General features: G+C 67.9%; 27 protein-coding genes and 1 pseudogene. 21 read left to right on the plus strand and 7 right to left on the minus strand.

The features are described from left to right. From E2F46_RS04945 to E2F46_RS04965, 5 genes are all read left to right on the plus strand, one after another. Positions 1 to 1,227: a glycoside hydrolase family protein gene (locus tag E2F46_RS04945; RefSeq protein WP_133320989.1), complete on the plus strand. Its 1,227-nt coding sequence runs from the start codon at positions 1 to 3 to the stop codon at positions 1,225 to 1,227. Between the two features lie 34 nt (positions 1,228 to 1,261). Continuing rightward, positions 1,262 to 1,828: a hypothetical protein gene (locus E2F46_RS17655; RefSeq protein ID WP_243720309.1), complete on the plus strand. Its 567-nt coding sequence runs from the start codon at positions 1,262 to 1,264 to the stop codon at positions 1,826 to 1,828. A gap of 68 nt (positions 1,829 to 1,896) precedes the next feature. Then, positions 1,897 to 2,790 (plus strand): acyl-CoA thioesterase II, encoded by an 894-nt coding sequence (tesB, locus tag E2F46_RS04955; RefSeq protein ID WP_133320990.1) that lies wholly within the window; start codon positions 1,897 to 1,899, stop codon positions 2,788 to 2,790. Between the two features lies 1 nt (position 2,791). Next, complete coding sequence (locus E2F46_RS04960) at positions 2,792 to 3,613, plus strand: putative signal transducing protein (protein ID WP_165967351.1); 822 nt, start codon at positions 2,792 to 2,794, stop codon at positions 3,611 to 3,613. Positions 3,614 to 3,668: 55 nt separating this feature from the next. After that, positions 3,669 to 4,808, plus strand: coding sequence for an RNA polymerase sigma factor (locus E2F46_RS04965; RefSeq protein ID WP_133320992.1), 1,140 nt, complete (start codon positions 3,669 to 3,671; stop codon positions 4,806 to 4,808). A gap of 367 nt (positions 4,809 to 5,175) precedes the next feature. On the opposite strand, the gene E2F46_RS04970 is transcribed toward E2F46_RS04965, so the two are convergent. Further along, complete coding sequence (locus tag E2F46_RS04970) at positions 5,176 to 5,823, minus strand: EF-hand domain-containing protein (RefSeq protein ID WP_165967352.1); 648 nt, start codon at positions 5,821 to 5,823, stop codon at positions 5,176 to 5,178. A gap of 171 nt (positions 5,824 to 5,994) precedes the next feature. On the opposite strand from E2F46_RS04970, the gene E2F46_RS04975 reads away from it, so the two are divergent. Together E2F46_RS04975 and E2F46_RS04980 are read left to right on the plus strand one after the other, a co-directional pair. Continuing rightward, positions 5,995 to 6,717: an arginyltransferase gene (locus tag E2F46_RS04975; RefSeq protein ID WP_133320994.1), complete on the plus strand. Its 723-nt coding sequence runs from the start codon at positions 5,995 to 5,997 to the stop codon at positions 6,715 to 6,717. Then, the gene (locus E2F46_RS04980; protein WP_133320995.1) at positions 6,714 to 7,934 is read left to right on the plus strand and encodes an endonuclease/exonuclease/phosphatase family protein; all 1,221 of its coding nucleotides are present in this window, start codon (positions 6,714 to 6,716) and stop codon (positions 7,932 to 7,934) included. Before E2F46_RS04975 ends, E2F46_RS04980 begins: the two co-directional genes overlap by 4 nt. Before the next feature lie 21 nt (positions 7,935 to 7,955). On the opposite strand, the gene E2F46_RS04985 is transcribed toward E2F46_RS04980, so the two are convergent. After that, positions 7,956 to 8,234, minus strand: coding sequence for a hypothetical protein (locus E2F46_RS04985; protein ID WP_133320996.1), 279 nt, complete (start codon positions 8,232 to 8,234; stop codon positions 7,956 to 7,958). A 232-nt stretch (positions 8,235 to 8,466) separates the two neighbouring features. Here E2F46_RS04985 and E2F46_RS04990 point away from each other — a divergent pair, with 232 nt between their 5' ends. Genes E2F46_RS04990 through E2F46_RS05025 form a run of 8 tightly spaced genes read left to right on the plus strand, consistent with a single transcriptional unit; the run spans position 8,467 to position 12,575 of the window. After that, positions 8,467 to 9,336, plus strand: a complete 870-nt coding sequence (locus E2F46_RS04990) for an SPFH domain-containing protein (protein ID WP_133320997.1) — start codon at positions 8,467 to 8,469, stop codon at positions 9,334 to 9,336. Further along, positions 9,336 to 9,614: a hypothetical protein gene (locus tag E2F46_RS04995; protein ID WP_133320998.1), complete on the plus strand. Its 279-nt coding sequence runs from the start codon at positions 9,336 to 9,338 to the stop codon at positions 9,612 to 9,614. The genes E2F46_RS04990 and E2F46_RS04995 overlap by 1 nt, the downstream gene beginning before the upstream one ends. Positions 9,615 to 9,618: 4 nt before the next feature. Then, positions 9,619 to 9,807 (plus strand): type II toxin-antitoxin system antitoxin, encoded by a 189-nt coding sequence (locus E2F46_RS05000; RefSeq protein WP_133320999.1) that lies wholly within the window; start codon positions 9,619 to 9,621, stop codon positions 9,805 to 9,807. Then, the gene (locus E2F46_RS05005; RefSeq protein WP_133321000.1) at positions 9,804 to 10,613 is read left to right on the plus strand and encodes an alpha/beta hydrolase; all 810 of its coding nucleotides are present in this window, start codon (positions 9,804 to 9,806) and stop codon (positions 10,611 to 10,613) included. The genes E2F46_RS05000 and E2F46_RS05005 overlap by 4 nt, the downstream gene beginning before the upstream one ends. Further along, positions 10,610 to 10,792 (plus strand): DUF4177 domain-containing protein, encoded by a 183-nt coding sequence (locus tag E2F46_RS05010; protein ID WP_133321001.1) that lies wholly within the window; start codon positions 10,610 to 10,612, stop codon positions 10,790 to 10,792. The genes E2F46_RS05005 and E2F46_RS05010 overlap by 4 nt, the downstream gene beginning before the upstream one ends. Position 10,793: 1 nt before the next feature. Beyond that, positions 10,794 to 11,192: a DUF3887 domain-containing protein gene (locus E2F46_RS05015; RefSeq protein WP_133321002.1), complete on the plus strand. Its 399-nt coding sequence runs from the start codon at positions 10,794 to 10,796 to the stop codon at positions 11,190 to 11,192. Positions 11,193 to 11,221: 29 nt separating this feature from the next. Next, on the plus strand, positions 11,222 to 11,755 hold the full coding sequence (locus E2F46_RS05020) for a hypothetical protein (protein ID WP_133321003.1): 534 nt from the start codon (positions 11,222 to 11,224) through the stop codon (positions 11,753 to 11,755). 10 nt (positions 11,756 to 11,765) lie between these two features. After that, positions 11,766 to 12,575, plus strand: a complete 810-nt coding sequence (locus E2F46_RS05025) for a M15 family metallopeptidase (RefSeq protein WP_133321004.1) — start codon at positions 11,766 to 11,768, stop codon at positions 12,573 to 12,575. 22 nt (positions 12,576 to 12,597) lie between these two features. Here the strand turns inward: E2F46_RS05025 and E2F46_RS05030 are convergent, their stop codons facing one another. The 5 genes and pseudogenes from E2F46_RS05030 to E2F46_RS05050 form a co-directional block, all read right to left on the minus strand. Next, positions 12,598 to 13,272, minus strand: coding sequence for a DNA-3-methyladenine glycosylase family protein (locus tag E2F46_RS05030; RefSeq protein WP_133321005.1), 675 nt, complete (start codon positions 13,270 to 13,272; stop codon positions 12,598 to 12,600). Between the two features lie 4 nt (positions 13,273 to 13,276). After that, on the minus strand, positions 13,277 to 13,648 hold the full coding sequence (locus E2F46_RS05035) for a DUF423 domain-containing protein (RefSeq protein WP_133321006.1): 372 nt from the start codon (positions 13,646 to 13,648) through the stop codon (positions 13,277 to 13,279). Positions 13,649 to 13,869: 221 nt separating this feature from the next. Further along, positions 13,870 to 15,000, minus strand: a pseudogene (locus tag E2F46_RS05040) (polyketide cyclase); the annotation flags it as partial. Positions 15,001 to 15,328: 328 nt separating this feature from the next. Next, on the minus strand, positions 15,329 to 15,970 hold the full coding sequence (locus E2F46_RS05045) for a response regulator (RefSeq protein WP_133321007.1): 642 nt from the start codon (positions 15,968 to 15,970) through the stop codon (positions 15,329 to 15,331). Continuing rightward, positions 15,967 to 17,235 carry a sensor histidine kinase gene (locus E2F46_RS05050; RefSeq protein WP_133321008.1) on the minus strand — a complete coding sequence of 423 codons (1,269 nt, stop codon included), beginning with the start codon at positions 17,233 to 17,235 and terminating at the stop codon, positions 15,967 to 15,969. The genes E2F46_RS05045 and E2F46_RS05050 overlap by 4 nt, the downstream gene beginning before the upstream one ends. A 199-nt stretch (positions 17,236 to 17,434) precedes the next feature. Here E2F46_RS05050 and E2F46_RS05055 point away from each other — a divergent pair, with 199 nt between their 5' ends. The 6 genes from E2F46_RS05055 to E2F46_RS05080 all read left to right on the plus strand — a co-directional run bounded on the left by E2F46_RS05055 (position 17,435) and on the right by E2F46_RS05080 (position 22,704). Continuing rightward, positions 17,435 to 18,022, plus strand: a complete 588-nt coding sequence (locus E2F46_RS05055) for a GNAT family N-acetyltransferase (RefSeq protein ID WP_133321009.1) — start codon at positions 17,435 to 17,437, stop codon at positions 18,020 to 18,022. Continuing rightward, complete coding sequence (minC, locus tag E2F46_RS05060; protein ID WP_133321010.1) at positions 18,019 to 18,804, plus strand: septum site-determining protein MinC; 786 nt, start codon at positions 18,019 to 18,021, stop codon at positions 18,802 to 18,804. Before E2F46_RS05055 ends, minC begins: the two co-directional genes overlap by 4 nt. 25 nt (positions 18,805 to 18,829) lie before the next feature. After that, entirely contained in the window at positions 18,830 to 19,639 is an 810-nt protein-coding gene (gene minD, locus E2F46_RS05065; RefSeq protein ID WP_133321011.1) for a septum site-determining protein MinD, read from the plus strand. Between the two features lie 3 nt (positions 19,640 to 19,642). Next, a complete protein-coding gene (gene minE, locus E2F46_RS05070; protein ID WP_133321012.1) occupies positions 19,643 to 19,900 on the plus strand; it encodes a cell division topological specificity factor MinE in 258 nt (85 codons plus the stop codon). A 50-nt stretch (positions 19,901 to 19,950) separates the two neighbouring features. After that, entirely contained in the window at positions 19,951 to 20,445 is a 495-nt protein-coding gene (locus E2F46_RS05075) for a hypothetical protein (protein WP_133321013.1), read from the plus strand. Positions 20,446 to 20,682: 237 nt separating this feature from the next. Next, positions 20,683 to 22,704: a M2 family metallopeptidase gene (locus E2F46_RS05080; RefSeq protein WP_133321014.1), complete on the plus strand. Its 2,022-nt coding sequence runs from the start codon at positions 20,683 to 20,685 to the stop codon at positions 22,702 to 22,704. The last annotated feature ends 198 nt before the right edge of the window (positions 22,705 to 22,902 follow it).

Below are 22,902 nucleotides of genomic sequence, written 5' to 3' on the forward strand. Positions count from 1 at the left end.
ATGGATTACAGGGAACTCGACCAACAAGAATATGACCGCAAGTTGCGCATGGTGATCGTGGGCACTGAAGGCCTTCATCCGCATGTTCAAAACGTTGGCGATAATCGTGCAACTATTGGTTGGGGCTATACACTCAACAGGAATAATAACGTCGAAATTTGGCGAAATTCAGGGATTGAACTGACTGATCAGCAATGGGCGACGCTGAGACGGGTAGACGCAGAACTTACAAATGCGGGAAAAACTCGCGTCGGGTTGACCTTCACCCGCGAACTAGACGAAGCCGAAGCTGACAGGCTGTATAGAGCCTCGGTACGGGAATACGAAGGCCCGGCCATTGCCGCCGATATGCCAATGTCCGACGAACGAATTGCGATGGTTTCGGTTACTTACAACCGCGGCATCGGCGCCATGCAGAACCACCCAATCAATGATGCCATTGCCGACGGCGATCGTGCGGAATCCTGGTATCAGATGCGGTACAACTGCTGGGGAAGCCGGCAAGACATGGAAGGAGGGCTTCGAAAGCGTCGCTTCGCAGAATCGGAAGCCTTCGGTCTTTATGATGATCGCAACAATGTCTCCGTCGAGGAAGCTGCGAACGTCTACAGCATGTACCGATCGAATCGCACGGAAATACACCGCGTGGAAGGTCGCTTTGGCGTTACCATCGACGGAGTTGAAGCTCGCCCGAACCGCGTTGCGCATGCCAATCGAGATTATCCGGCGATAGTCGACGAGTATGGACCTGTCCGGACTCTTTCCGAATCCTTGGAACCTGCACGCACGGTGCTGCTTGAGCACCTTCGCACTCGATACCCGGAGCAGGCGGATGATTTCACCGTGGAACGTTTCGATTCCGGGCTGATCGACCTGAACCGGCACCCGGTTCAAGAAAATCCAGATCAGGAGCGAGAACAACACCAACCTCACCCGCAGCATCACGCGCCATTCCCCGAAGGTTATCCTCCGGACCACCAAGGCATGAATCACCCCCCTCCCGGTCCGTTCAACGACCCAACTCTGGACCGCTATTACGCCGCCGTCATAGCCGGCGACAGCGACCTGGCCGACCGTCTCGCGATCGAGTTCGCCAACTCCCAGGAGGGACGGGAAATGGCGCGGATGGGCGATGAGTTGTTCGCCCAGCAACAGATGCAAGAGCAGCGGCAACTGGAAGAACGGCAGATGGCACAGGCGCCGCAGGGGCCCGCCATGATGCGATAGACCAGAGCACAGACAGCAGGCCAGGGAGGCCCCCATGGACAGTCGCTATCACAACTCCGGCACCGCCCTGCCGATGGACGCCGTCAAGGCGTTGCTGATGCTGCGCTCGGAAATGGCCCAGCGTGAGACCCGCATGAGCACCTCTTTCAACGAGCAGGTGCAATCGTTGCGGCAGGAAGTGAACCAGTTCCGCCAGGACGTGACCGGCATCGTCAACGGCGCCGGTGCGCGGATCGCCCACGATGCCCGTGCAGCAGTGACCCCGGTGGCGGCGGAATATGGCCGTGCTGTTTCGGCCACTTCCGCACACCTGCAAGGCGCCAGCCGGACCGTGTGGCTGTGGTTTGGCGCTGCCGCCTCGATCCTGGTATTGGTACTCCTCGTCGGCTGGGCGGTGCTGGGCTACTACCGCCGGGAGTTGGCCGCTGTCCAGCAGACACTGAACCGGTACGAGGACGCGGTACCGGTGGTACGGGCCTACGTCGCCTCAGATGCGGTGCTGTGTGGAGAGCGCATCTGCGTCAATGTCGATCCCAACGGACAACGGACGGGCGACCAACACCAGTACAGGGAGGCGAAACCGCGGCCAGATCCCCCCTGAAGGCATCAAGCGGGCTGCCGAGGCTAAACTTGGCGACCCTACTGCCGTGTCCCGGATCTCGCCGGCCCATGACCTCCCCTGTCTCCGAACTGATCGAACTGCTGTCGCTGGAACGGCTGGAAGAGAATCTCTTCCGCGGCCAGAGCCGCGACATCGGCACGAAGTACGTGTTCGGTGGGCAAGTCCTTGGGCAGGCGCTCTCGGCAGCGCAGGCAACATTGGCCGAGCCGCGCGCCGCGCACTCGCTGCATGCGTACTTCCTGCGTGCCGGCGACATCAACCACCCCATCATCTACGACGTGGACCGCACCCGCGACGGCGGCAGCTTCTCGGTGCGCCGGGTCAGTGCGATCCAGCACGGCAAGGTGATCTTCTTCTGCGCGGCCTCGTTCCAGTCTGAAGAAGCCGGCGCAGAGCACCAGCTGTCGATGCCGGAAGTGCCTCGCCCCGACGACATCGAGCCCGCGCCTGCCATCCCGCCCGAACGCCTCGCGCAGTTGCCGACCAAGGTGCAGCGCTGGCTGGACCGGATGGGCCCGTTCGAATTCCGCCACGTCTATCCGCGCGACGAGCTCAACCCGCCCAAGCGCCCGCCCTACCAGCAGGTCTGGTTCCGGCTGGCCTCGAAGGTGGGCGACGCGCCCGAGCTGCATCGCGCCTTGCTGGCGTATGCGTCCGACTTCCACCTGCTGGGCACCGCCACCTTCCCGCACGGCATCAGCTACTACCAGCCCAACGTGCAGATGGCCTCGCTCGACCACGCACTGTGGTTCCATCGCCCGTTCCGCGCCGACGACTGGCTGCTGTACACCATCGACAGCCCCAGCGCGCAGGGTGCGCGCGGGCTGGCACGCGGCCTAGTGTACGACCTGCAGGGCCGGCTGGTGGCCAGCACGGCGCAGGAAGGCATGATCCGCGTGGTCGCCGATGCGGCCAGCGCCGCACAGGTCCCGGTGGCCTGACATGCGCAAGGTCTTCAGCAGCGCGCGCATCGAGAACGCGGAAGCCGTGGCCCGCATGCTGCGGGCCGAGGGCATCGAGGTGCGGATCGAGCATGGCAATACCTTCCGTCGCGCCATTCGCGGCAACTTCAGCTATCGCGCCGGCGCCGAACAAGGCCCCAGGCCGACCGTCTGGGTGATCCGGTCAGACGACCAGCCGCGCGCGCGCCAACTGCTGCGCGACGCCGGGTTGCTGGATGCGGCAAGCACGGTTCCCAACACCTTCCTCGCCAGCACGCCGCACACGGCGCGTGACGTGCGCGGCGACGAGATGGCCAAGCGCCGCACCGCGCGTTTCCGCTATGGCCTGCTGATCGTGATCGCGGTCTTTGCCGCGGCCATCGTGTTCAGGCCCGCACCGGAGGGCCCGCCACCCGGGATCCGGGTCGGCACGCCGGTGGCCGGCCCCATCGATCCGTCGCTCGACCAGATCGAGACCGCGGCCCGCGCCATTTTCATGATCGCCGTCCCGCCGGCGCTGGCCGTCGCCGTGGCGCGCCAGGAAGCCGAGAGCCGCGGCGTCGATCAGGCCTGCCTGAGCATCGAAGGCCGCGATCCGCCGGAGCAGACGCTGGCGATGGCGCGCGCGGCGGGCTTCGACCTGCTGCCCCGGTCCGCCTGCGATGGCGAGTCGCTGCGCGTGGAGGTCTACCTGTGGCGCACCGACGGCTCCGGCGGCGGCCAGGTCACGTGGTCCGTGGCCGAGGGCCGCACCGAGGCCCGGGGGCGCAGCGCCACCGCGCAGCGCGTGGATGACGACTGGCACGTGGGCGAACCGCGCTAAGGTCACATCCTGCCGCCTGTCCCGTCACGGATGCATCCGCCCCCACAGCGACCGCATGAACGCCGACGACATCGACCAGCTGATCCACCGCGAACTGCCTGCCGCCACCGCGGGCGATGCCGCTGCCTTCGGACGCATCGTCAGCGCCAGCCAGAACACCGTGACCGCCGTGGCACTGGCGATCACCCGCGACGTCGCCTCCAGCGAGGACATCGCGCAGGAAGCCTTCCTCTCCGCCTGGCACAACCTGCCGCGACTGAAGAACCACGCCAGCTTCCTGCCCTGGCTCCGCCAGATCACCCGCAACCTCGCCCACGACCACCTGCGTGGCCTGCGCAACCGTCCGGTCGGTGGCGAAGCGGCCGAACTGGCGATCGAACACGCCGCCGATCCCTCGGCCTGCCCGATGCAGACCGCGCTGGATGCCGAGCGCGATGCAATGGCGGCGGACCTGATTTCCGAGCTTCCCACCGAAAGCCGCGAAGTGCTGCTGCTGTTCTACCGCGAAGGCCAGAGTTCTCAGCAGGTCGCGCGCCTGCTGGGACTGTCCGACGCCGCGGTACGCAAGCGCCTGTCGCGTGCGCGCCAGAGCGTGCGCGACGACCTGCTGGCCCGTTTTGGCGAATTCGCACGCAGCAGCGCACCGTCGGCGGCCTTCGTATTGGGCGTCACCGCCGCGATGGGCGCCAGCAAGCCGGCCGCCGCCGCGGGCCTGGGCGGGATTGCCGTGCGCGCCATCGCCACCAATGTCGCAGCGCGCTTCGCGCTCGGCTTCGCCGGTGCCGCCGCGGGCGGCCTGCTCGGCGGGCTGGTCGCGGCCTGGTTCAGTCGCGGCATCATCCTGGGCTATGCCGACAGCGTGGAGGAGATGGATGTCATCCGTCGCTTCGCGTATCGCTACATGGCGCTGACCCTGGCGACGATCATCGCCATCCTCGGCGTGCACCTGCTGTGGCAATCGCCGCAACTCACGTTCGTCGCCATCGCCATCGCCCTGCTGGCGATGAACTGGCAGCTGCTGGTGCAATTGCCGCGGATCATGGCGCCCTTCCTGGCGCGCGATGCGCACCGCGACCCGTTCGGCGCACGTGCGCGCCTGCTGGCCTACCGGCTCACCTGGGGTCGCACCGGGGTGATGATGAGCAATGTCGTGGTCATCGGTTCGATGGTGCTGGTGCGGCTTTACCTGCTGTAGCGCCAGCGGTCCCTTGCACAGACACCTTTCCGGTGCGGCTCGAAATCCAGGGGTGTGCCTGCGCAGGCGTGGTGTCGGCGCAAGTCGCGGCCCGATATCCGCTCGGTTGCGCCGACACCACGCCTGCGCCGGAAACATCCTCACAAGCCGCCTTGCTTTCCCCGACCGGCCTACGCGTCTGCGTAACGCGGCTGGCGGGTATCACGCCGACCAAGCGGATATCGGGCCGCGACTCGGCGTGATACCCGCCAGCCGCGGCGTGCGATCCCGATGACTGAGGGGCTTCGCGGGACTTCCGGACAACAAAGAGCCCGCGCCTCGCGACGCGGGCTCTTCGCCCATTGCTCGTGATGTTCCAATCAGCGCATCAGCGCGAACGCTGCGGACGTAGCTCCTCGCGGCTCAGGAAGCCGTCGCCGTTCTCGTCCAGCCATGCGAAGCGCTTGGACAGCCGCGGCATCTTCTCGTCCACCTCGACGCGGCTCAACCTGCCGTCGCCGTTGAGGTCGGCTTCGGCGAATCGCTGCTCGAAGCGTTCGCGCATCTGCGCTTCGCGCTGCGGACGCTGGCGCTCGTGCCAGGCACGCAGCTCGGCACGGGTCAGGTGGCCGTCGCGGTTGGTGTCGATGGACTCGAAGTTCTCCAGCAAGCGGTTCTTGCCATCGCGTCCGGTCCGCGCCGCCTCGACTTCCGCGCGGCTCAGGCGGCCGTCGCCATCGGTATCCAGGCGCGCCGGGTCGAAGTGGCCGCCCATGCGACCGTGGCGGTGCCCACGCATGCCCTTGCCACCGCGACGCTCGGAAGCATCGAGCTTGCCGTCGCCGTTCTTGTCCAACCGGTCGAAGTGCTGCGCCAGGCGTGGGTGCTGCGCGGCTTCGGCACGATCGATCACGCCATCGCCGTTCGTATCGAGGTTCATTCGCGTCGTCCGCTCGGCCTGCGGCGCGGTCTGGGCGAACGCCGCGCCCGCGCACAGCGACAGGACGATCGCGGCCACCAGGGTCTTGTTCTTCATCATCTTCGTTTCCTCGCACGCGGCGTCATCGCCGCAGGTGATCCCATCAACGCCCTGCACGCACGCCGCGTTGACCGCCACGCGCCCGGGTTCAGCGAACGGACAGATGCCGCTCGCAGCCGACGCGACCGCGCGGCGGTATGCTGGGACCGTCTCAACGGCGATACCGCGATGGGCGATTACGACAACCTGCGGCTGTTCCACACCGGTGACCACGCCTGCGGCTACTGGCCCGACCGCACGGCGCGCGACCTGGTGTTCGATCCGCACGACGAGCGCCTGGCGCAGGTGTACCCGCAAGCCCTGCAATGGGGGTTTCGCCGCTCCGGCGACCTGCTCTACCGCCCGCACTGCAATGGCTGCCGCGCCTGCGTCGCGGTGCGTATTCCCGTCGCCGCGTTCCGCCCCGACCGCAGCCAGCGCCGCACCTTGTCGCGCAACGCCGATGTCAGTACGCGCGTGGTGCCCGTCGAGCGCAACCCGGAACGCCTTGCGCTGTACCAGCGCTACCTTGCCTGGCGCCACCCCGGTGGCGGCATGGATAACCATGGCGCCGCCGAGTTCGACCAGTTCCTGATCGGCCGCTGGGCCGATGGCCGTTTCCTCGAATTGCGCCGCGATGGCCGGTTGCTGGCGATCGCCGTGACCGACCTTGCGCCGGGCGCGCTGTCCGCGGTGTACACCTTCTACGACCCTGAAGCGCTGTCATGCGGACCGGGCACGCTCGCCATCCTCAGGCAGATCGAATGGGCCGCGCGCGAAGGCCGCGACTACCTCTACCTCGGCTACTGGATCGCAGGACACGACAAGATGGACTACAAGCGACGGTTCCGACCGCTGGAAGGGTTCGATGGACGTAGCTGGCGGCCGTTCGACGCGTGGGAGGCCGCATGACCTTGCGCGCCATCGCGACCGTGCTGCTGTGCGCCACCGCGGCACTCACCGCCTGCGTGCATATGCCCCCGCCCGATGCCGCACGCGACGCCACAATGAACCCGCCCCCCCTGCGTGTCGCCACCTACAACGTCTCGCTCTACGACGAACAGGCCGGCGGCCTGCTCGCGCGGCTGCAGGCCGACGATGCCGATGCACACAGGATCGCCGCGGTGCTCCAGCGCGTGCGTCCGGATATCGTGCTGCTCAACGAGTTCGACTACGTGGCCGATGGCAGCGCCGCCGACCTGTTCCAGCGCCATTACCTCGAACGGCCGCAGCCGGGCGGCGCCGACGCGCTGCACTACCCGTACCGCTACCTCGCGCCGGTCAATACCGGCGTACCCAGCGGCCTCGACCTCGACGCCAGTGGCAGCGTCGGCGGCGAAGGCCGCGACCGCGGCAACGATGCCTGGGGCTACGGCCTCCACCCCGGCCAGTACGGCATGCTGCTGCTGTCGAAGTACCCGATCGATGCAGAACGCGCACGGACGTTCCAGCACCTCAAGTGGAGCGACCTGCCCGACGCACGCCGGCCAATGGATCCGGCCAGCGGCCGGCCGTTCCACCCGGACGCCATCTGGTCGCAACTGCGGCTGTCGTCCAAGTCGCACTGGGACGTCCCGGTGCACACGCCGCTGGGGACGGTGCATGTGCTGGCCTCGCATCCCACGCCGCCCGCGTTCGACGGCCCGGAGCAGCGCAACGTGCACCGCAACCACGACGAGATCCGGTTGTGGCTCGAGTACCTCTCGACCGACGACCGCCCCTGGCTGTGCGACGACGCCGGCGCCTGCGGCGGACTCGCGCCCGATGCGCGCTTCGTGCTGCTGGGCGACCTCAACAACGACCCGGTCGACGGCAGCGGCGACCACAGCGTGATCGGCGAGCTGCTAGAGCACCCCCGCGTGCTGCGCCACGCCACGCCGCGCAGCGAAGGCGCGGTCGATGCCGCACTGGCCACCGGCGCCGCCAACCTCGAACACCGTGGCGCGCACGCCCATGACACCGGCGATTTCAGCGCCCGCGTCGGCAACCTGCGGGTGGATTACGCGCTGCCATCGGTGGGTTTCAGCCTGCAGGGCAACGGCGTGTTCTGGCCCCGCACCGGCGAACCCGGCGCGGAACTGGTGGATGCCACCGACCACCGGCTGGTGTGGGTGGACCTGGCGAACTGACGCAACGCGGCATTCGCGGCCTCAGCCCTGGCGCGGCCGGAACCCGAACGCGCCGTCCTGCTGGCTCGACACGATCATCCGCACCATGGTCGAGGGCACCATCAGTTCCACCGTGGCCTCGCGGCCATCGTTGGTGGTGCCACGCAGGGTCATTTCGGTGAACCCGCCCGCGGTATCCACCTCGTGGCAGGCCACGTGCGTACCGACCGGCCCATCCTGCAGGTAAGGCTTGACCGCCTCGCCCAGCACCTCGAGTGCCTGCTCGTAGAAGAACACCGCGTATCCGCCTGATCCGGCCATCCGTCACTCCCTGATAAGCGCCGCATGATCGCAAACCTGCGTGGGCGTGGGGCGCGAACGCGGACGGACCCTCCCATCCCGGACGTGCCTGCGATGCGCCCCCCCCCCCGCGAGTCGGGCCTACGCTTCGCCGACCCGACACTTGACGACTGATATCAATTTGATATCTTCTTTGCACGCCAATCGCTGGCGACCGGCCCGGCCGGCCAACGCAGCTCCCGAGAGACCCGCCATGAAAGAAAACCCGATCCGCTCACTCGCCGGCATCCCCATGCTGCTGGCACTGCTGGCCCTCCTGCTGTTCGGCGGCTGGCTGGTCGCCTCCGCGGTGCACACCGGCCAGTTCGGCTGGCAGGGCGTAGTCGCCGGCCTGGGCATTGGCGCGACCTCGTTCCTGCTGATGCTGGGCCTGTACATGGTCGAGCCGAACCAGGCCGCAGTGCTGACCCTGTTCGGCCGGTATGTCGGCACGGTGAAAGAGAACGGCCTGCGCTGGAACAACCCCTTCTACGGCAAGAAGAAGCTGTCGCTGCGGGTGCGCAACTTCGAGAGTGGCCGGCTCAAGGTCAACGAACTCGACGGCAGCCCGATCGAGATCGCCGCGGTGATCGTCTGGAAGGTGGTGGACTCGGCCGAGGCCGTGTTCAACGTCGACGACTACGAGAGCTTCGTCCACATCCAGTCCGAGGCCGCGCTGCGGGCGATGGCCACCAGTTACCCCTACGACCAGCACGAAGACGACCAGATCTCGCTGCGGAGCCATCCGGTCGAGATCTCCGACCGGCTGAAGGAGCAGCTGGACGAACGCCTCACCGCCGCCGGCGTGGACGTGGTGGATGCGCGCATCAGCCACCTCGCCTATGCACCCGAGATCGCGCACGCGATGCTGCAGCGGCAACAGGCCAATGCGGTGATCGCGGCACGCACCCGCATCGTCGCCGGCGCCGTGGGCATGGTGGAGATGGCGCTGGCCGAACTGGAGAAGAGCGGCACGGTGAAGCTGGACGAGGAGCGCCGCGCGGCGATGGTCAGCAACCTGCTGGTGGTGCTGTGCGGCGACCGCAGTACGCAGCCGATCGTCAACGCAGGCACGCTGTACTGATGGATGCGCTGGCCCCGCTGCTGGTTGCCATCGGCGCGATGCCCGCACTGGGCATCGCCGCCTGGTACATGCGCGCCGCCGCCGATCCGCTGGCGCACCGCATCGCCCTGCACTGGGCGCTGATCGCGCTGTCGATGTTCGTCGGCGCCGCCGGCCTGTACTGGGCCGGCAACGACCAGTCGCGCGTGGCCGCGGTCGCCATCCTGATGGTGGTCGCGGTGAATGCCTTGGCCGTGTCGATGATCCTGCAGATGCGCCGTCGCGACCGGGGGCGCTGAGGCGATGGCCGAGCGCAAGGGCTACGCACTACGAATCAGCGCCGACGTACTCGCCGCCGCCCAGAAATGGGCCGACGACGAGTTGCGCAGCCTCAACGCGCAGATCGAGTACGTGTTGCGCGATGCGTTACGCAAGGCCGGTCGGCTGCCGGGCGATCCATCGCACAACGCTGACGAGGACGCCGCCAAGTGAAGGTCACCTGGGCCGAATTCCGGAAGGTCTGGGCCATCACCGGTACGGTCGTGATGGTGGTGGCGATCGGCTGGGCGCTGCTGGCGTTCCGAGCCAACGGGACCGCGCGCGACGCAGTGCGCAGCGATGCGCGGGTGTCGATCGAGGCCGGCAGCGGCGTCTGGCGCTTCGAGCCCGTCGTGGCAACGCCCGGCGCGGCTTCACTGTTGTTCTTCCCGGGCGGCATGGTCGATCCCGTCGCCTACGCGCCGTTGCTGCGCGACGTGGCGGCACGCGGGCACAGCGTGGCGCTGGTCGCCCTCCCACGGCGTGGTGCGTTTGGCGGCGCCGAGGATCCCGCAGTACTGGCGCGTGCGTACGCGCTGGTGCGCGATGCAGGCGGCCGCTGGGTGGTCGCGGGTCACTCGAAGGGCGGCAAGGTAGCGGCCCTGTTCGCACACGCATACCCCCGGCAGACGGCCGCACTGGCATTGATCGGCACGTCTCACCCGCGCGACGTCGACCTGTCCGACGCGACCTATCCGGTGTTGCAGGTGCTGGCGGACCGCGATCCCATCGCAAGCATCGAACGCGCCAACCGCAACCGTCACAACCTGCCCCGGTCGACGTCAAGGATCGTGATCGAGGGCGGCAACCATTCGCGCTTCGGCGAATACGGCTTCCAGCCCGGCGACCGGTTCGCGGCCATCACCCGTGGACAGCAACGCAGAGCGACCCGGTCCGCGCTGCTGTCCGCCCTCTCTTCCGCGCGAGCGACGGCAAGTACGCCCGACGCTTCGCGCACGACAACGGAGCAGGCACCATGAACAAGCGTTGGACCTACCTGGTCGTGGAGGTCAAGACCTCCCTGTTCGGCGGCTTCAAGCACGACGCCCTGCGCGAAGAGCTCGACCGGCACGGCAAGCAGGGCTGGGAGCTGGTGAACGTGGTCCACGCGTTTCCCACGGTATCCTCGCCTACCCTCGTCTTCAAGAAGGAGCAATGACATGAATGCACTCCGCAACTTCACCGTGGCCCTCTGCCTCGGACTGTTCGCCATCGCACCTGCGTTCGCGCAGGAAGACAGCGCCGCCATCGCCACCGCGTCCGCGGTGCTGGACCAGATGGAAGCCGGTGATTTCGAAGCCGCCTCCGGCGACTTCAACGACAACCTCAAGGCGCAGATCGACGCCGTGCAGCTGGCGGGGGTGCAACTGCAGATCGAATCCGCAGGTGCGGTGCAGTCGCGCGGCGAGCCGCTGGTCAGCGAGCGCGACGGCTTCACCGTGGTGGTGTACCGCATCCAGCGCGAGCATGCGGCCATCGATGCCACGGTCGCGATCGACGGCGACGGCAAGGTCGCAGGCCTGCACTTCGCCCCCGCGACGGCGCCAGCCGCACAGTAACCGCGCAAGGCCAATTCCCGAACGGTCCGATGACGACGCAGACCTTCCCGCTGGCACCCATGAACCGACTGGCACCGCTGGTGCTGGTCGTGCCCGCGGCCGGCATTGCCCTGGCCGTCCTGGTCGCGCCGCGCGAACAGGCCACGCCGCTGCCGATGCTGGCGACGGCATTCATGTTCGCGCTGGTCATCGCCGGACCACTCCTGGGATTGCTGCGACGACGCATTACCCTCGATGGGCACACCCTGGTCGTCGCCGCGACGGCGTACACGCAGCGGATCCCGGTCGACGCATTCGACCTGGACAGCGCGCGCGTCGTCGACCTGGACGAACGCACCGAATTCAGGCCGATGTTGGGCATCAACCGGTTCGGCCTGCCAGGTTTCCGCGCGGGCTACTACGTCCTGCGCAACCGCGTCCGCGGCTTCTGCCTGCTTACCCGCTTCCAGCGCGTGCTGGTGCTGCCCCGGCGAGACGGCCGGTTCGTACTGCTCAGCCCTGAGCAGCCACAGGCGCTGCTGTCGCGGCTACGCGAGCTGGCCGCCACGCCGACACGCGGATAGCCTGCACGCCATGCGCGCCTTGCGGCCCACCCTGCTCAACACACCGGACATCGAACTCTGGCCGGGCGGCCTGCTGCGCGCGCGCGCCAACCACGATGCCCGCATCCTGGCGCGCGCGATCCGCGTGCTACGACGCAAGCGCGACGGTCGCTACCTCGCCGCGGAACTGCCCGAGGGGCTGATGCCACTGCTGCCGCGCTGGCAGCACGAACCCGGTATCGACGAAGCGCTGGATCGGCTCGACGCGCCGATATGCCAGACGCGCCGGAATGCAGGGCATGCCAACGCACTGCCGTTGCATCGGCTCGAGGAGCGTCTCGATGCACTCGGGATCGATGCCGACGCCTACATGGCGCGAACGGGGCTTGCACTCGTGCCCGAACCCGACCACCTCGCATACGCTGGCCGCGACCGTTACCACCGCCCGCTCTGGCTGCATGCCGGCGCCGCACGCGCCTGGGGGGCGATGCGTGAAGCCGCGTATCGCGACGGCGTGGTACTCGACGCGATCTCCGGCTACCGCAGCCACGATTACCAGCTGGGCATCTTCGCGCGCAAGCTGACGCGTGGGCTCTCGATCGAACGGATCCTCGCGGTCAACGCGGCCCCGGGTTTCAGCGAACACCACGATGGCCGTGCGCTCGACATCGGTACGCCAGGCGAGCCACCTGCGGAAGAGACCTTCGAGACCACCCCTGCATTCGACTGGCTGCAGGCGCATGCAGGGGCGCACGGATTCCGCATGAGCTATCCGCGCGACAATCCACACGACATCGTGTACGAGCCGTGGCACTGGCGCTTCAGCAACAAGGCGGAGTGAACCGCAATGCCGTTCGCGGCGTTCAATCCTGCGAACGTTTCGTCGCGACCTTCGCGCCGTCGGCGAAGTCCGCGATGCGCCAGAGGTACAGGCTGGCGTAGGTGCGGTACGGGCCCCAGGCCTCGCCGCGTGCCAGCAGTTCCTTGGGCGTCGGCAGCACGTCGGCGCGATCGACGCGCTGCGCGCCCTTGCGGATGCCCAGGTCGTCGATCGGCAGCACGTCGGGGCGACCCAGGCGGAACATCAGCATCATTTCCACCGTCCAGCGGCCGATGCCGCGGATCGGGGTGAGCGCGGCGACGATGTCGTCGTGGTGCAGCACCGACATCTGCCTCAAGGTCGGGATTTCGCCACGAGCCTCGCGCGCCGCGAGGTCCCGGAGCGCCAGCGTCTTGTTTCCCGACACCCCACAGGCGCGCAGTGCCACGTCGTCGATCCGCGCCAGGGTGTCATGGTGCAACCGGCTGCTGCCGATGGCCGCCTCGACGCGACCGACGATGGTCGCCGCCGCCTTGCCGCTGAGCTGTTGGTAGAGGATGGCGCGCGCCAGTGCATCCACCGGATCGAACGGCTTGCGCCAGCGCGGCTCCGGCGCGATCACGCCGATGCGCTTCATCCACGCGCCCAGCGTGCGGTCGCGGCGCGCCAGGTACGCAAACGCCGCATCGGTATCGAACCCGCGCGCGTGCCGGGGCATCGGCTCAGCGCCGCAAGGCCGAGACGGCAAACAACAGCCATCCCGACATCGTGAGCAGGCCGCCCCAGGGTGCGAAGAACGATGGGCCGCCGAACAGATGCCTCGAAACCAGCGCGCCGGCGAACAGCAGCGTGCCCAGCAGCAACGCAATCAACGACACCATCTCAAGTGTGTCGCGCACCGCGCGGCCGACGACCGCCAGCGCAATACCGTGGCCGAACGCAAACGCGGCCGCGGTCTGCAACGCGGCACGCGCACCGCCATCGGCGGCGTGCGCCGCGTAGGCCGACAAGCCCACCGACGTGCTTGCGAGCAGCGCGCCCGCGGCAACAAGTGCGCCCACGTGGCGCGCGTGGCGACCCGCTCCAACCGTCATGCGCACTCCCATGCGAATTCCGACAGACCTCGCCACGGGCTGCCGCCGCGCGGACGCGGGAACAGGCATCCCGTCAACGCAACGAGCCGCACCCTCACGGATGCGGCTCGCAGTTGCAACACGCGACGGAAACTCCGCGCCTTCGCTTACTCGGCAGCTTCCGCTGGCGCCTCGACGGGCGCTGCTGCCGGCGCGGCCGGCGCCACCGGGGCATTGCGGTCGCGCAGCGGCCAGTAGACCTCGTACTCGCCTTCGGCGGTAAACGCGGCGTCGATGCCGTTGACGTAATACTCGTACGGGCGACCGGCCGCCTCGTGTCCGTGCGTCATCGCCCAGGCACGCAGCGCGTTGCGCACGTTCTCCAGCTCGGCCATGTAACCCGTGTACAGCGCGCGCGCCGCACGACCCGGCTCGGTGCGCTCGTACTTGACGGTCTCCGGCAGGTCCAGGCCGGTGAGCTCGCCATCGTTGGCAGCGATCGGCTGTGCAGCGGCGGCCTCTTCGCCCTCGGCACCCGTGCTGCGTGCCGTTCCACCGGACGCCTTGCGGCGCACCGGCTGGGCCACGTCGAAGATATAGGCTTCACGACCCAGCTCGGACGTCACGATGCGCATCGGGCCGGCAGGTTCGAGGTTGTTGGCGTCCATCGCGCGCTTGATCCACTCGCTGTTGGCCTCCATCGATTCCTTGATCTTCTGGTTGTTGCGGTCGACGGCACCGGCAAACACCACGAGCAGGTTCTCGGCGGGACGGTCGACGGTCGACATGTCGCGCAGCTTGCTGCCTTCGACGCGGTAGTCGACGTTGGGCACCTGGGCCAGCATGGTGGACAGGCGGCGCATGCCGATCTTCATGTCCTCGCCCACGCTGCTGCGCACGTACATGCCGGCATAGCGACCCAGCAGGTTCCAGCCGTAATCGACGTGGTAGCGCTGGGTGATCTCGATGTTGCGGTTGTTGCGGCCGGTGCCGCGGAGGGTGAAGTCCATGCGCTTGTCGCTGCCGACGGCGGGCGACTCGATGGCGTAGACCACGCGGTTGCCCGGGTCGCTTTCCACGATCTCCCAGGCGCCCTTGCCGATGGCGCGCTCGTCGGACTCGTAGGACAGGCGCGCACCGACGCCCTCTTCCGGGCCACTGCGCTCGACCCTCATCTGCGGGTCGCGCAGCATGATGGGATTCCACTCGCCGAAGCGACGGAAGCTGTTGAGCGTGTCGAACACGATGGTGCGCTGGCGATTGGTTTCCGACTGCTCAACCAGGGTACGGCTGGACGGGAGAAACACAGCAACGAGCACGAACAGCACGGCGACAATCGCCATGGAAATCAGGATCTCGTACAAACGGGTCATTCAGGATTCTCCAGAACCAATCCGGGCCGCCATCAGGCACCAGTCGGCAATGCTAGCAAGTTGCGCCGGAGCGGGCGAGCCATCCGGTCATCTTCCGCCACTACCCGCCCTGGCCACTCGTGAAAAAGTCGTTAGCCGCAGGCGTGCCTCGGGGAGATGGCATGGGTTCGCGGCCATCACGCCAACTGCAATTCGAACGCTTCGAGCACCGTGCGGGCATGGCCGCGGCCCCCGGTTTGCACAGGCTGAGGCGGCAGCGTTCACGAAGCACCGCCTCGTGCTGCGGCGAACGCACGCCGCGCTGCGGCGGCCCCGGCATCCTGTCCCTTCAGACGAGTTGCAGCTCGAAGGCTTTCAACACCGCCCGGGTGCGGTCACGGACGCCAAGTTTGCTGAGGATGTTGGACACGTGGTTCTTGATCGTGCCCTCGGCTACGCCCAGTGAATTGGCGATTTCCTTGTTGGAGAACCCGCCCGCCATCAGCCGCAGGATCTCGGTCTCGCGGTCGGTCAGCGGATCCGGCCGGTCGAGGCTGACGAAGTCGTTGCGCATGTGCTCCAGCCCCGACAGCAGGCGCTGGGTGACCGCCGGCTGCACCAGCGAGCCCCCGCCGGCGACCGTGCGGATCGCGCCCACCAGCTGTTCCAGCGACACATCCTTCAGCAGGTAACCCTTGGCGCCGGCCTTCATGCCGGCCAGTACCAGTTGGTCGTCGTCGAACGTGGTCAGGATGATGGTCGGCGGCAGGGCATCGGCCTTGGACAGAGCCTGCAGCGCCTCCAGTCCGGACATCACCGGCATGCGCATGTCCATCAGCACCACGTCGGGGCGGACCTGGGGCACCAGTTCGACCGCCTGCTTGCCATCGGCCGCCTCGGCGACCACTTCGATGCCGCCGTCCAGCGCCAGCAGGGACTTGATGCCCTGGCGCACCAGGGTCTGGTCGTCGACCAGGCAGACACGGATCATGGGGCCTCCACGGCGGTCGTTGATGTTGTCGGGGAATGGGTGGCCGGGGCAGGCATCGGCCCGGCCTGGCGCGGTGGCGCCAGCGGCACGGATGCCGGGAGGGCGTCGTCGTCCAGCGGCAGGCGCAGGCGCACCGAGAAGCCGTTGCCGGGCGAGGTTTCCACCTGCAGCGTGCCACCGTGCGCAGCCAGCCGCTCGCGCATGCCCAGCAGTCCGTTGCCGGCGGTGGCCAGCTCGGCGCCGCGGCCGTCGTCCCAGGCCTCCAGCGTCACCACGCCGCCGCTGCGCCGGTAGCTCAGCCGCAGGGTGGACGCCTCGGCATGGCGCACGGCATTGGTGATGATCTCCTGGGTGCAGCGCAGCAGGACGTGGGCGCGCTCGGGATCGTCCAGCAGGAACACTTGCGGCATGTCCATGTCGATGCGCAGCCCGGGGACGTTCTCGCCCAGCGGCAGGAGGGTGGCGCGCATGTCGATGGCGTCATCGTCGCGCAGGCGGCTGACCGCCTCGCGCACGTCGCTGAGCAGCAGCTTGGCCAGCGTATGCGCCTGCGATACGTGCTCCTTGGCCTGCCCGCGCACCAGGTGGTTGGCGACTTCCAGGTTCAGGCTGAGCGCCGTGAGATGGTGGCCCAGCAGATCATGCAGTTCACGGGAGATGCGGGTGCGCTCGTTCACGCGCACGCTCTCGGCCAGCAGCGCCCGGGTGGCGCGGAGTTCGGCGTTCAGGCGCCGCTGCTCCTCCCGCGCCTGCGCCTGCTGGCGTGCCACCAGCCCGGTGACATAGGCGAAGCCGGTGAAGCCGACGTACAGCGCCGCCTGCAGCACTGCCTCACCCCAGGTGAAGCCCAGCCCACGCACGTACACGGGGATGATCACCACCTCGCACAGCACCAGCAGGGCAATGCCCGAGCGCAGCGGCATCAGCCACGGCAGCACGCAGGCCACGACCATCAGCAGGATGCTGCCCAAGCCGCTCTGGCTGTAGTAACTGATCGCGATGGCGCTGCCGGCCAGCACGACCACCAGCGGCAGGTCGAACAGGCTGATCCGGCGTTTGCCGAGGTCGCGGGTCAACCACGCGTAACACAGGCCGAAGGCCCCCCACGCCGCCCAGGTCCGCCAGCTGTCGAGCAGCCACAGTGGATGTGGCGCAATCGCTTCCTGTGCCGGCAGTGACAGCAGCAGCAACGGCAACCCGATCACGCCCCACGTGAACAGGCCGGCGTAGCGCAGCAGGCGGTTGTGGTCGAAGCGCGAGAGCATGGCGACATGGTAGGCGCAAAGCCCCTGCGCGACAGCGCCTAAAGTCATGCCGCCGTCGGCCCGCGGTGCCCCCTGCCCGCTGTGCCATGCGATAATCCCGCCAACGCGGTGCCACGGCCGCTCCTTCGCGTCGTGGCCGTTACCGCCTTGGGGCGGCTTGCCCGCCGCCATCCGGAAGCAGCACCCCCTGGAGTCAGGAATGTCGATTGCCGTCCGCGACGTGCGCGAGCACGAGCTGGATTCCATCCTCGCCCTCAACAACGCCGCAGGCCCCGCCATCCTGCCGCTGGATGTCGACCGCCTCCGCCGCTTCTACGACCACGCCGAATACTTCCGCATCGCCGAACGCGATGGCGCCCTCGTCGGGTTCCTGGTCGGCTTCGGTTCCGGCGCGCGTCACGACAGCAGCAACTTCCGCTGGTTCAGCGAGCGTCACCAGGATTTCTTCTACATCGACCGCGTGGTGGTCTCCAGCCGTCGCCGCGGCGGCGGCGTGGGCCGCGCGTTCTATGCCGACGTGCAGAGCTATGCCGAGCTGCGCTATCCGCTGCTGGCCTGCGAAGTGTTCCTGGAGCACGACAACGACCCCGTGCGCCTGTTCCACGGCAGCTTCGGCTTCCGAGAGGTCGGGCAGAACATCATGGAAAGCGGCATCCGCGCCTCGATGCTGACCAAGGACATGAGCTGCAGCTACGACTGGGTGCGGCAGCGCTATGGCGACACGCTGCCCGACGCCGACTGGCTGGTGCGCCCGCGCAACGTGGCCGGCGCGGAGGTGGGCGCATGAGCACCCCAGCACCTGCAATGGATTACGAACCGGCGGGCGAGCTGAAGATCGGCCAGGTCGGCATCGCCAACCTGCGCGTGCGCACGCTGGACGTTGAGCGGCTGGCCGGCGAGATGCGCGACCGCGTTGCGCGTGCACCCAAGCTGTTCGCCCGCGCCGCGGTGATCCTCGATTTCGGCGGCCTGGCGGGCACGCCCGACGCGGCCACGGCCCGCAAGCTGGTCGATGCCCTGCGCGATGCCGGCGTGCTGCCCGTGGCGCTGGCCTGGGGCAGCGGCGACAACGAGAAGCTGGCGGTCGAACTCGGCCTGCCGCTGCTGGCCAAGTTCCGCGCCCAGTACGAGCGCGCCGATGGCACCGTCCCGGCCGATGCGCCGGCGCCGGCCGCGCGCAAACCCGAGCCGGCACCGGAAGCGCCCGCCCGCGCCCCGGCGACTTCCGGCAGCGGCGGCCAGCCCGGCCTGGTCCAGGTCGCGCCGGTCCGCTCCGGCCAGCAGGTCTATGCCGACAACCGTGACCTGACGGTGCTCTCGACGGTCGGCGCCGGTGCCGAGGTGATCGCGGACGGCTCGATCCACATCTACGGCCCGTTGCGCGGTCGCGCCCTGGCCGGCGCGCAGGGCAACGAGAAGGCGCGCATCTTCTGCCGCGCGTTCCACGCGGAACTCGTCGCCGTGGCCGGGCACTACAAAGTGCTGGAAGATATCCCGAAGGACCTGCACGGCAAGCCGGTGCAGGTCTGGCTGGACAACGAAGAACTCAAGATCGCCGCACTGGATTGACGGCGACACCACCAGGAGACGTGTTTTGGCAGAAATCATCGTAGTCACCTCGGGCAAGGGCGGCGTGGGCAAGACCACCACCAGCGCCAGCCTCGCCAATGGACTCGCGCGCAAGGGCAAGAAGGTCGCGGTCATCGACTTCGACGTCGGCCTGCGCAACCTCGACCTGATCATGGGCTGCGAGCGCCGCGTGGTGTACGACTTCGTCAACGTCGTCCAGGGCGAGGCCTCGTTGCGGCAGGCCCTGATCAAGGACAAGCGCTTCGAGAACCTGTACGTGCTGGCCGCGTCGCAGACCCGCGACAAGGACGCGCTGACCAAGGAAGGCGTGGAGAAGGTGCTCAAGGACCTGGCCGACGACGGCTTCGAATACATCGTCTGCGACTCGCCTGCCGGCATCGAGAAAGGCGCGTTCCTGGCGATGTACTTCGCCGACCAGGCGGTGGTGGTTGTCAACCCGGAAGTCTCGTCCGTGCGCGACTCCGACCGCATCCTCGGGCTGCTGTCGTCGAAGACGCGCAAGGCCGAAGCCGGCGAGCGCGTCAAGGAATTCCTGCTGCTGACCCGCTACAACCCGGCGCGCGTGGAAAAGGGCGAGATGCTCTCGATCACCGACGTCGAGGAAGTGCTGGGGCTTAAGACCATCGGCGTGATCCCGGAATCGTCCGATGTGCTGGATGCCTCCAACAAGGGCGAACCGGTGATCCTGGATGCCGAATCCAACGCCGGCCAGGCCTACGACGATGCCGTCGCCCGCCTGCTGGGCGAAGACCGGCCGATGCGCTTCACCCAGGCCGAGAAGAAGGGTTTCTTCAACAAGCTCTTCGGGGGTTGAGGCATGGGACTGTTCGATTTCCTGACCGCCAAGAAGACCTCCACCGCATCCATCGCCAAGGAGCGCCTGCGCATCATCGTCGCGCAGGAGCGCAGCACCCGCGGCGCGCCGGATTACCTGCCGCTGCTGCAGCGCGAGCTGCTGGAAGTGATCCGCAAGTACGTCAGCATCGACGCCGAAGCAGTCAAGGTGGACCTGGTCAAGGACGGCGACCACGACGTGCTCGACATCTCGGTCGCGCTGCCCGAAGGCAAGGCCTGATCCCCGGCGGGCCCTGCCCGCCCTGTCCGCGCCCGCAACCCGCAAGCCGCATGTCCGCGCCCCCCTCGCCCCTGCCCGATGCGGATGTCGAGGTCCTTCGCGTCCGCGATGTCTCGTCCGATGCGCTGGCGGCACTGCTCGCAGGCCATGGCCTGCAGCTGGCCCACGTGGCCGACGACGCGCCGATCCCCGGCAGTTACTGGGGCGAGCCCGAGGCCGGGCTGGTCGGTACCACCGTGCATGCGCGCGGCGACACGCCGGTGCACTCGCTGCTGCACGAAGCCTGCCACCTGATCGTGATGCCGCCGGAGCGGCGCATGCACGTGCATACCGACGCCACCGATTCGGTGCCGGAGGAAGACGCCACCTGCTGCCTGCAGATCATCCTTGCCGACGCCGTCCCCGGCGTGGGCCGCGAGCGATTGATGGCCGACATGGACGCCTGGGGCTACAGCTTCCGGCTGGGCTCGGCGAAGGCGTGGTTCGAGGAAGATGCCGAGGACGCCCGGGCGTTCCTCGCCGAACGCGGTCTGCCGCATCGGTAGTCCCGACGTCCGGATTGTCACGCGCTGCGGCGCGCTCGTTTCTCCGCCAGCCACGCTGGCCGGCGGCGCGGTTCGAGCACGATCCCGAAGGCGCCCGCGCGTTCCTCGCAACGCGTGGACTGCGGCACGCCTGAATCCCCCTGCCCACGGCGCCCGCGCCTTCCCACACTTGCGGGCGCCCGCCCGACGGCACTAGCCTCAGCGGTTCCAGCGCACACCGCGTCCGAAGGAACCGCCGTGAAACAACGCCACGCCCTGCTCGTGCTTGCCATCTCCGCGAGCCTCGCCCTGTCCGCCTGCAAGCGCGAGCCCACTGCCGAACCGACCGCGGGCGCACCCGGCGCCACGGCGGCGCAGCAAGACGAGACCGCGGACCAGTTCATCGCCCGCGTCAACGCCGAACTCAAGGCGATGTACCCCGAGCTGACCGCGGCGCAATGGCTGTCCAGCACCTACATCAACGACGACAGCCAACTGCTGGCGGCGAAATCCAACGAGAAGTACCTCACCGCGCTCAACAGCTGGATCGAACAGGCCAAGCGCTTCGAAGGCCAGCAGATGTCGCCCGAGACCGCGCGCGCCATCATGCTGCTCAAGCTGGGCACCGCGATGCCGGCACCGAACGATCCGGTCAAGCTGTCCGACCTCGCGGCGCTGGCAACGAAGATGGAAGGCGCCTACGGCTCGGGCACGTACTGCACGGATTCGGAAAACCCGGCCACCTGCCGCCAGCTCGGTGCGCTGGAAGACGTGCTGCGCAACAACCGCGACTACGCCGCGCAGCTCGATGCCTGGCAGGGGTGGCACACCATTTCGCAGCCGATGCGTCCGGACTACCAACGATTCGTGGAGCTGGTGAACGAAGGCGCGCGCGACCTCGGCTTCGCCAACGCCGGCGAGATGTGGCGCTCGGGCTACGACATGCCACCGGCCGCCATCGCCGCCGAGACCGACCGCCTCTGGGGACAGGTCAAGCCGCTGTACGAACAGTTGCACTGCTATGCCCGCACCAAGCTCGAGGCGCGCTATCCGGGACAAGGGTCGGTCAATGGCCTGCTGCCCGCGCACCTGATGGGCAACATGTGGCAGCAGGACTGGAGCAACCGCTGGGACATCCTCGCCCCGTACACCGAGGCGCAGGCCGGCAGCCTGGACGTCACCGGCGCACTGGAGCGGCAGTACCAGGCCGGACTGAGCGACCTGCTGGGCAAGCAGAACGCGATGATCAGCGACACCAAGCGTGCCGAAGTGGTGCGCGACGCCGAACTTGCCATCGCCCGTTCGATGACCGAGCGCGCCGAGGACTACTACACCTCCATCGGCATGCCCAAGCTGCCCGACGGCTACTGGCAGCGCACCCAGTTCATCAAGCCGCGCGACCGCGACGTGGTCTGCCACGCCAGCGCCTGGGACATGAACATGGGCGGCGACGACGGCACCTCGCCGGACGTGCGCACCAAGATGTGCATCAAGCCGAACGAGGAAGACTTCACCACCATCTACCACGAACTTGGCCACGTCTATTACTACCTGGCCTACAACCACCTGCCGCCGCTGTTCCAGTCCGGCGCGCACGATGGTTTCCACGAAGCGATCGGCGACACCATCGTGCTGGCGATGACGCCGCAATACTTGCAGTCGATCGGCCTGGTCAGCGGCCAGTCCCCCAGCAACGAGGCGCTGATCAACAACCAGATGCGCATGGCGCTGTCGAAGGTGGCGTTCATGCCGTTCGGGCTGATGATCGACCGCTGGCGCTGGGGCGTGTTCGACGGCTCGATCACGCCGGACAACTACAACCAGGCCTGGTGGCAGCTGAAGGCGCGCTACCAGGGCGTGGCCCCGGCGACCCCGCGCGGCGAGGAGTTCTTCGACCCGGGCGCCAAGTACCACGTGCCCGGCAACACGCCGTACACCCGCTACTTCCTGTCGCACGTGCTGCAATTCCAGTTCTACAAGGCGTTGTGCGACGCGGCCGGCCACACCGGCCCGCTGTACACCTGCAGCTTCCATGGCAACCAGGCCGCGGGCGAGAAGTTCTGGGCGATGCTGTCGAAGGGCAACAGCCAGCCCTGGCAGCAGACGCTGCGCGAACTGACCGGCGGCGAGCAGATGGACGCCGCACCGGTGCTGGAATACTTCGCACCGTTGCAGGATTGGCTGAAGCAGCAGAACGAGGGCAGGACCTGCGGCTGGAGCGAATCCGGCACGACCGCTGCGGCAGCGCCGGCACCGGCACCTGCAGCGCCGCAGGGCTGACCAGGCACGTCCCGTCCGTTGCGGACGGGGCTGTGACGGGTTGACGGAATGCCGAGGGCCGGACGCCCTCGGCATCCCTGTTCACGGCAGCGCACTGGAACGATGCGGTGCGCGTCCCATCCGCCATGCCACGAACGCGGGCCCTCCTGGCCTGCACGGCCTTGCCCCGCGGCTGTCGGCCTCGCTCAGCCACCGCCC

Origin of the sequence: Luteimonas aestuarii (assembly GCF_004357985.1) — a bacterium.
In the GTDB taxonomy this organism is placed as follows: domain Bacteria; phylum Pseudomonadota; class Gammaproteobacteria; order Xanthomonadales; family Xanthomonadaceae; genus Luteimonas; species Luteimonas aestuarii.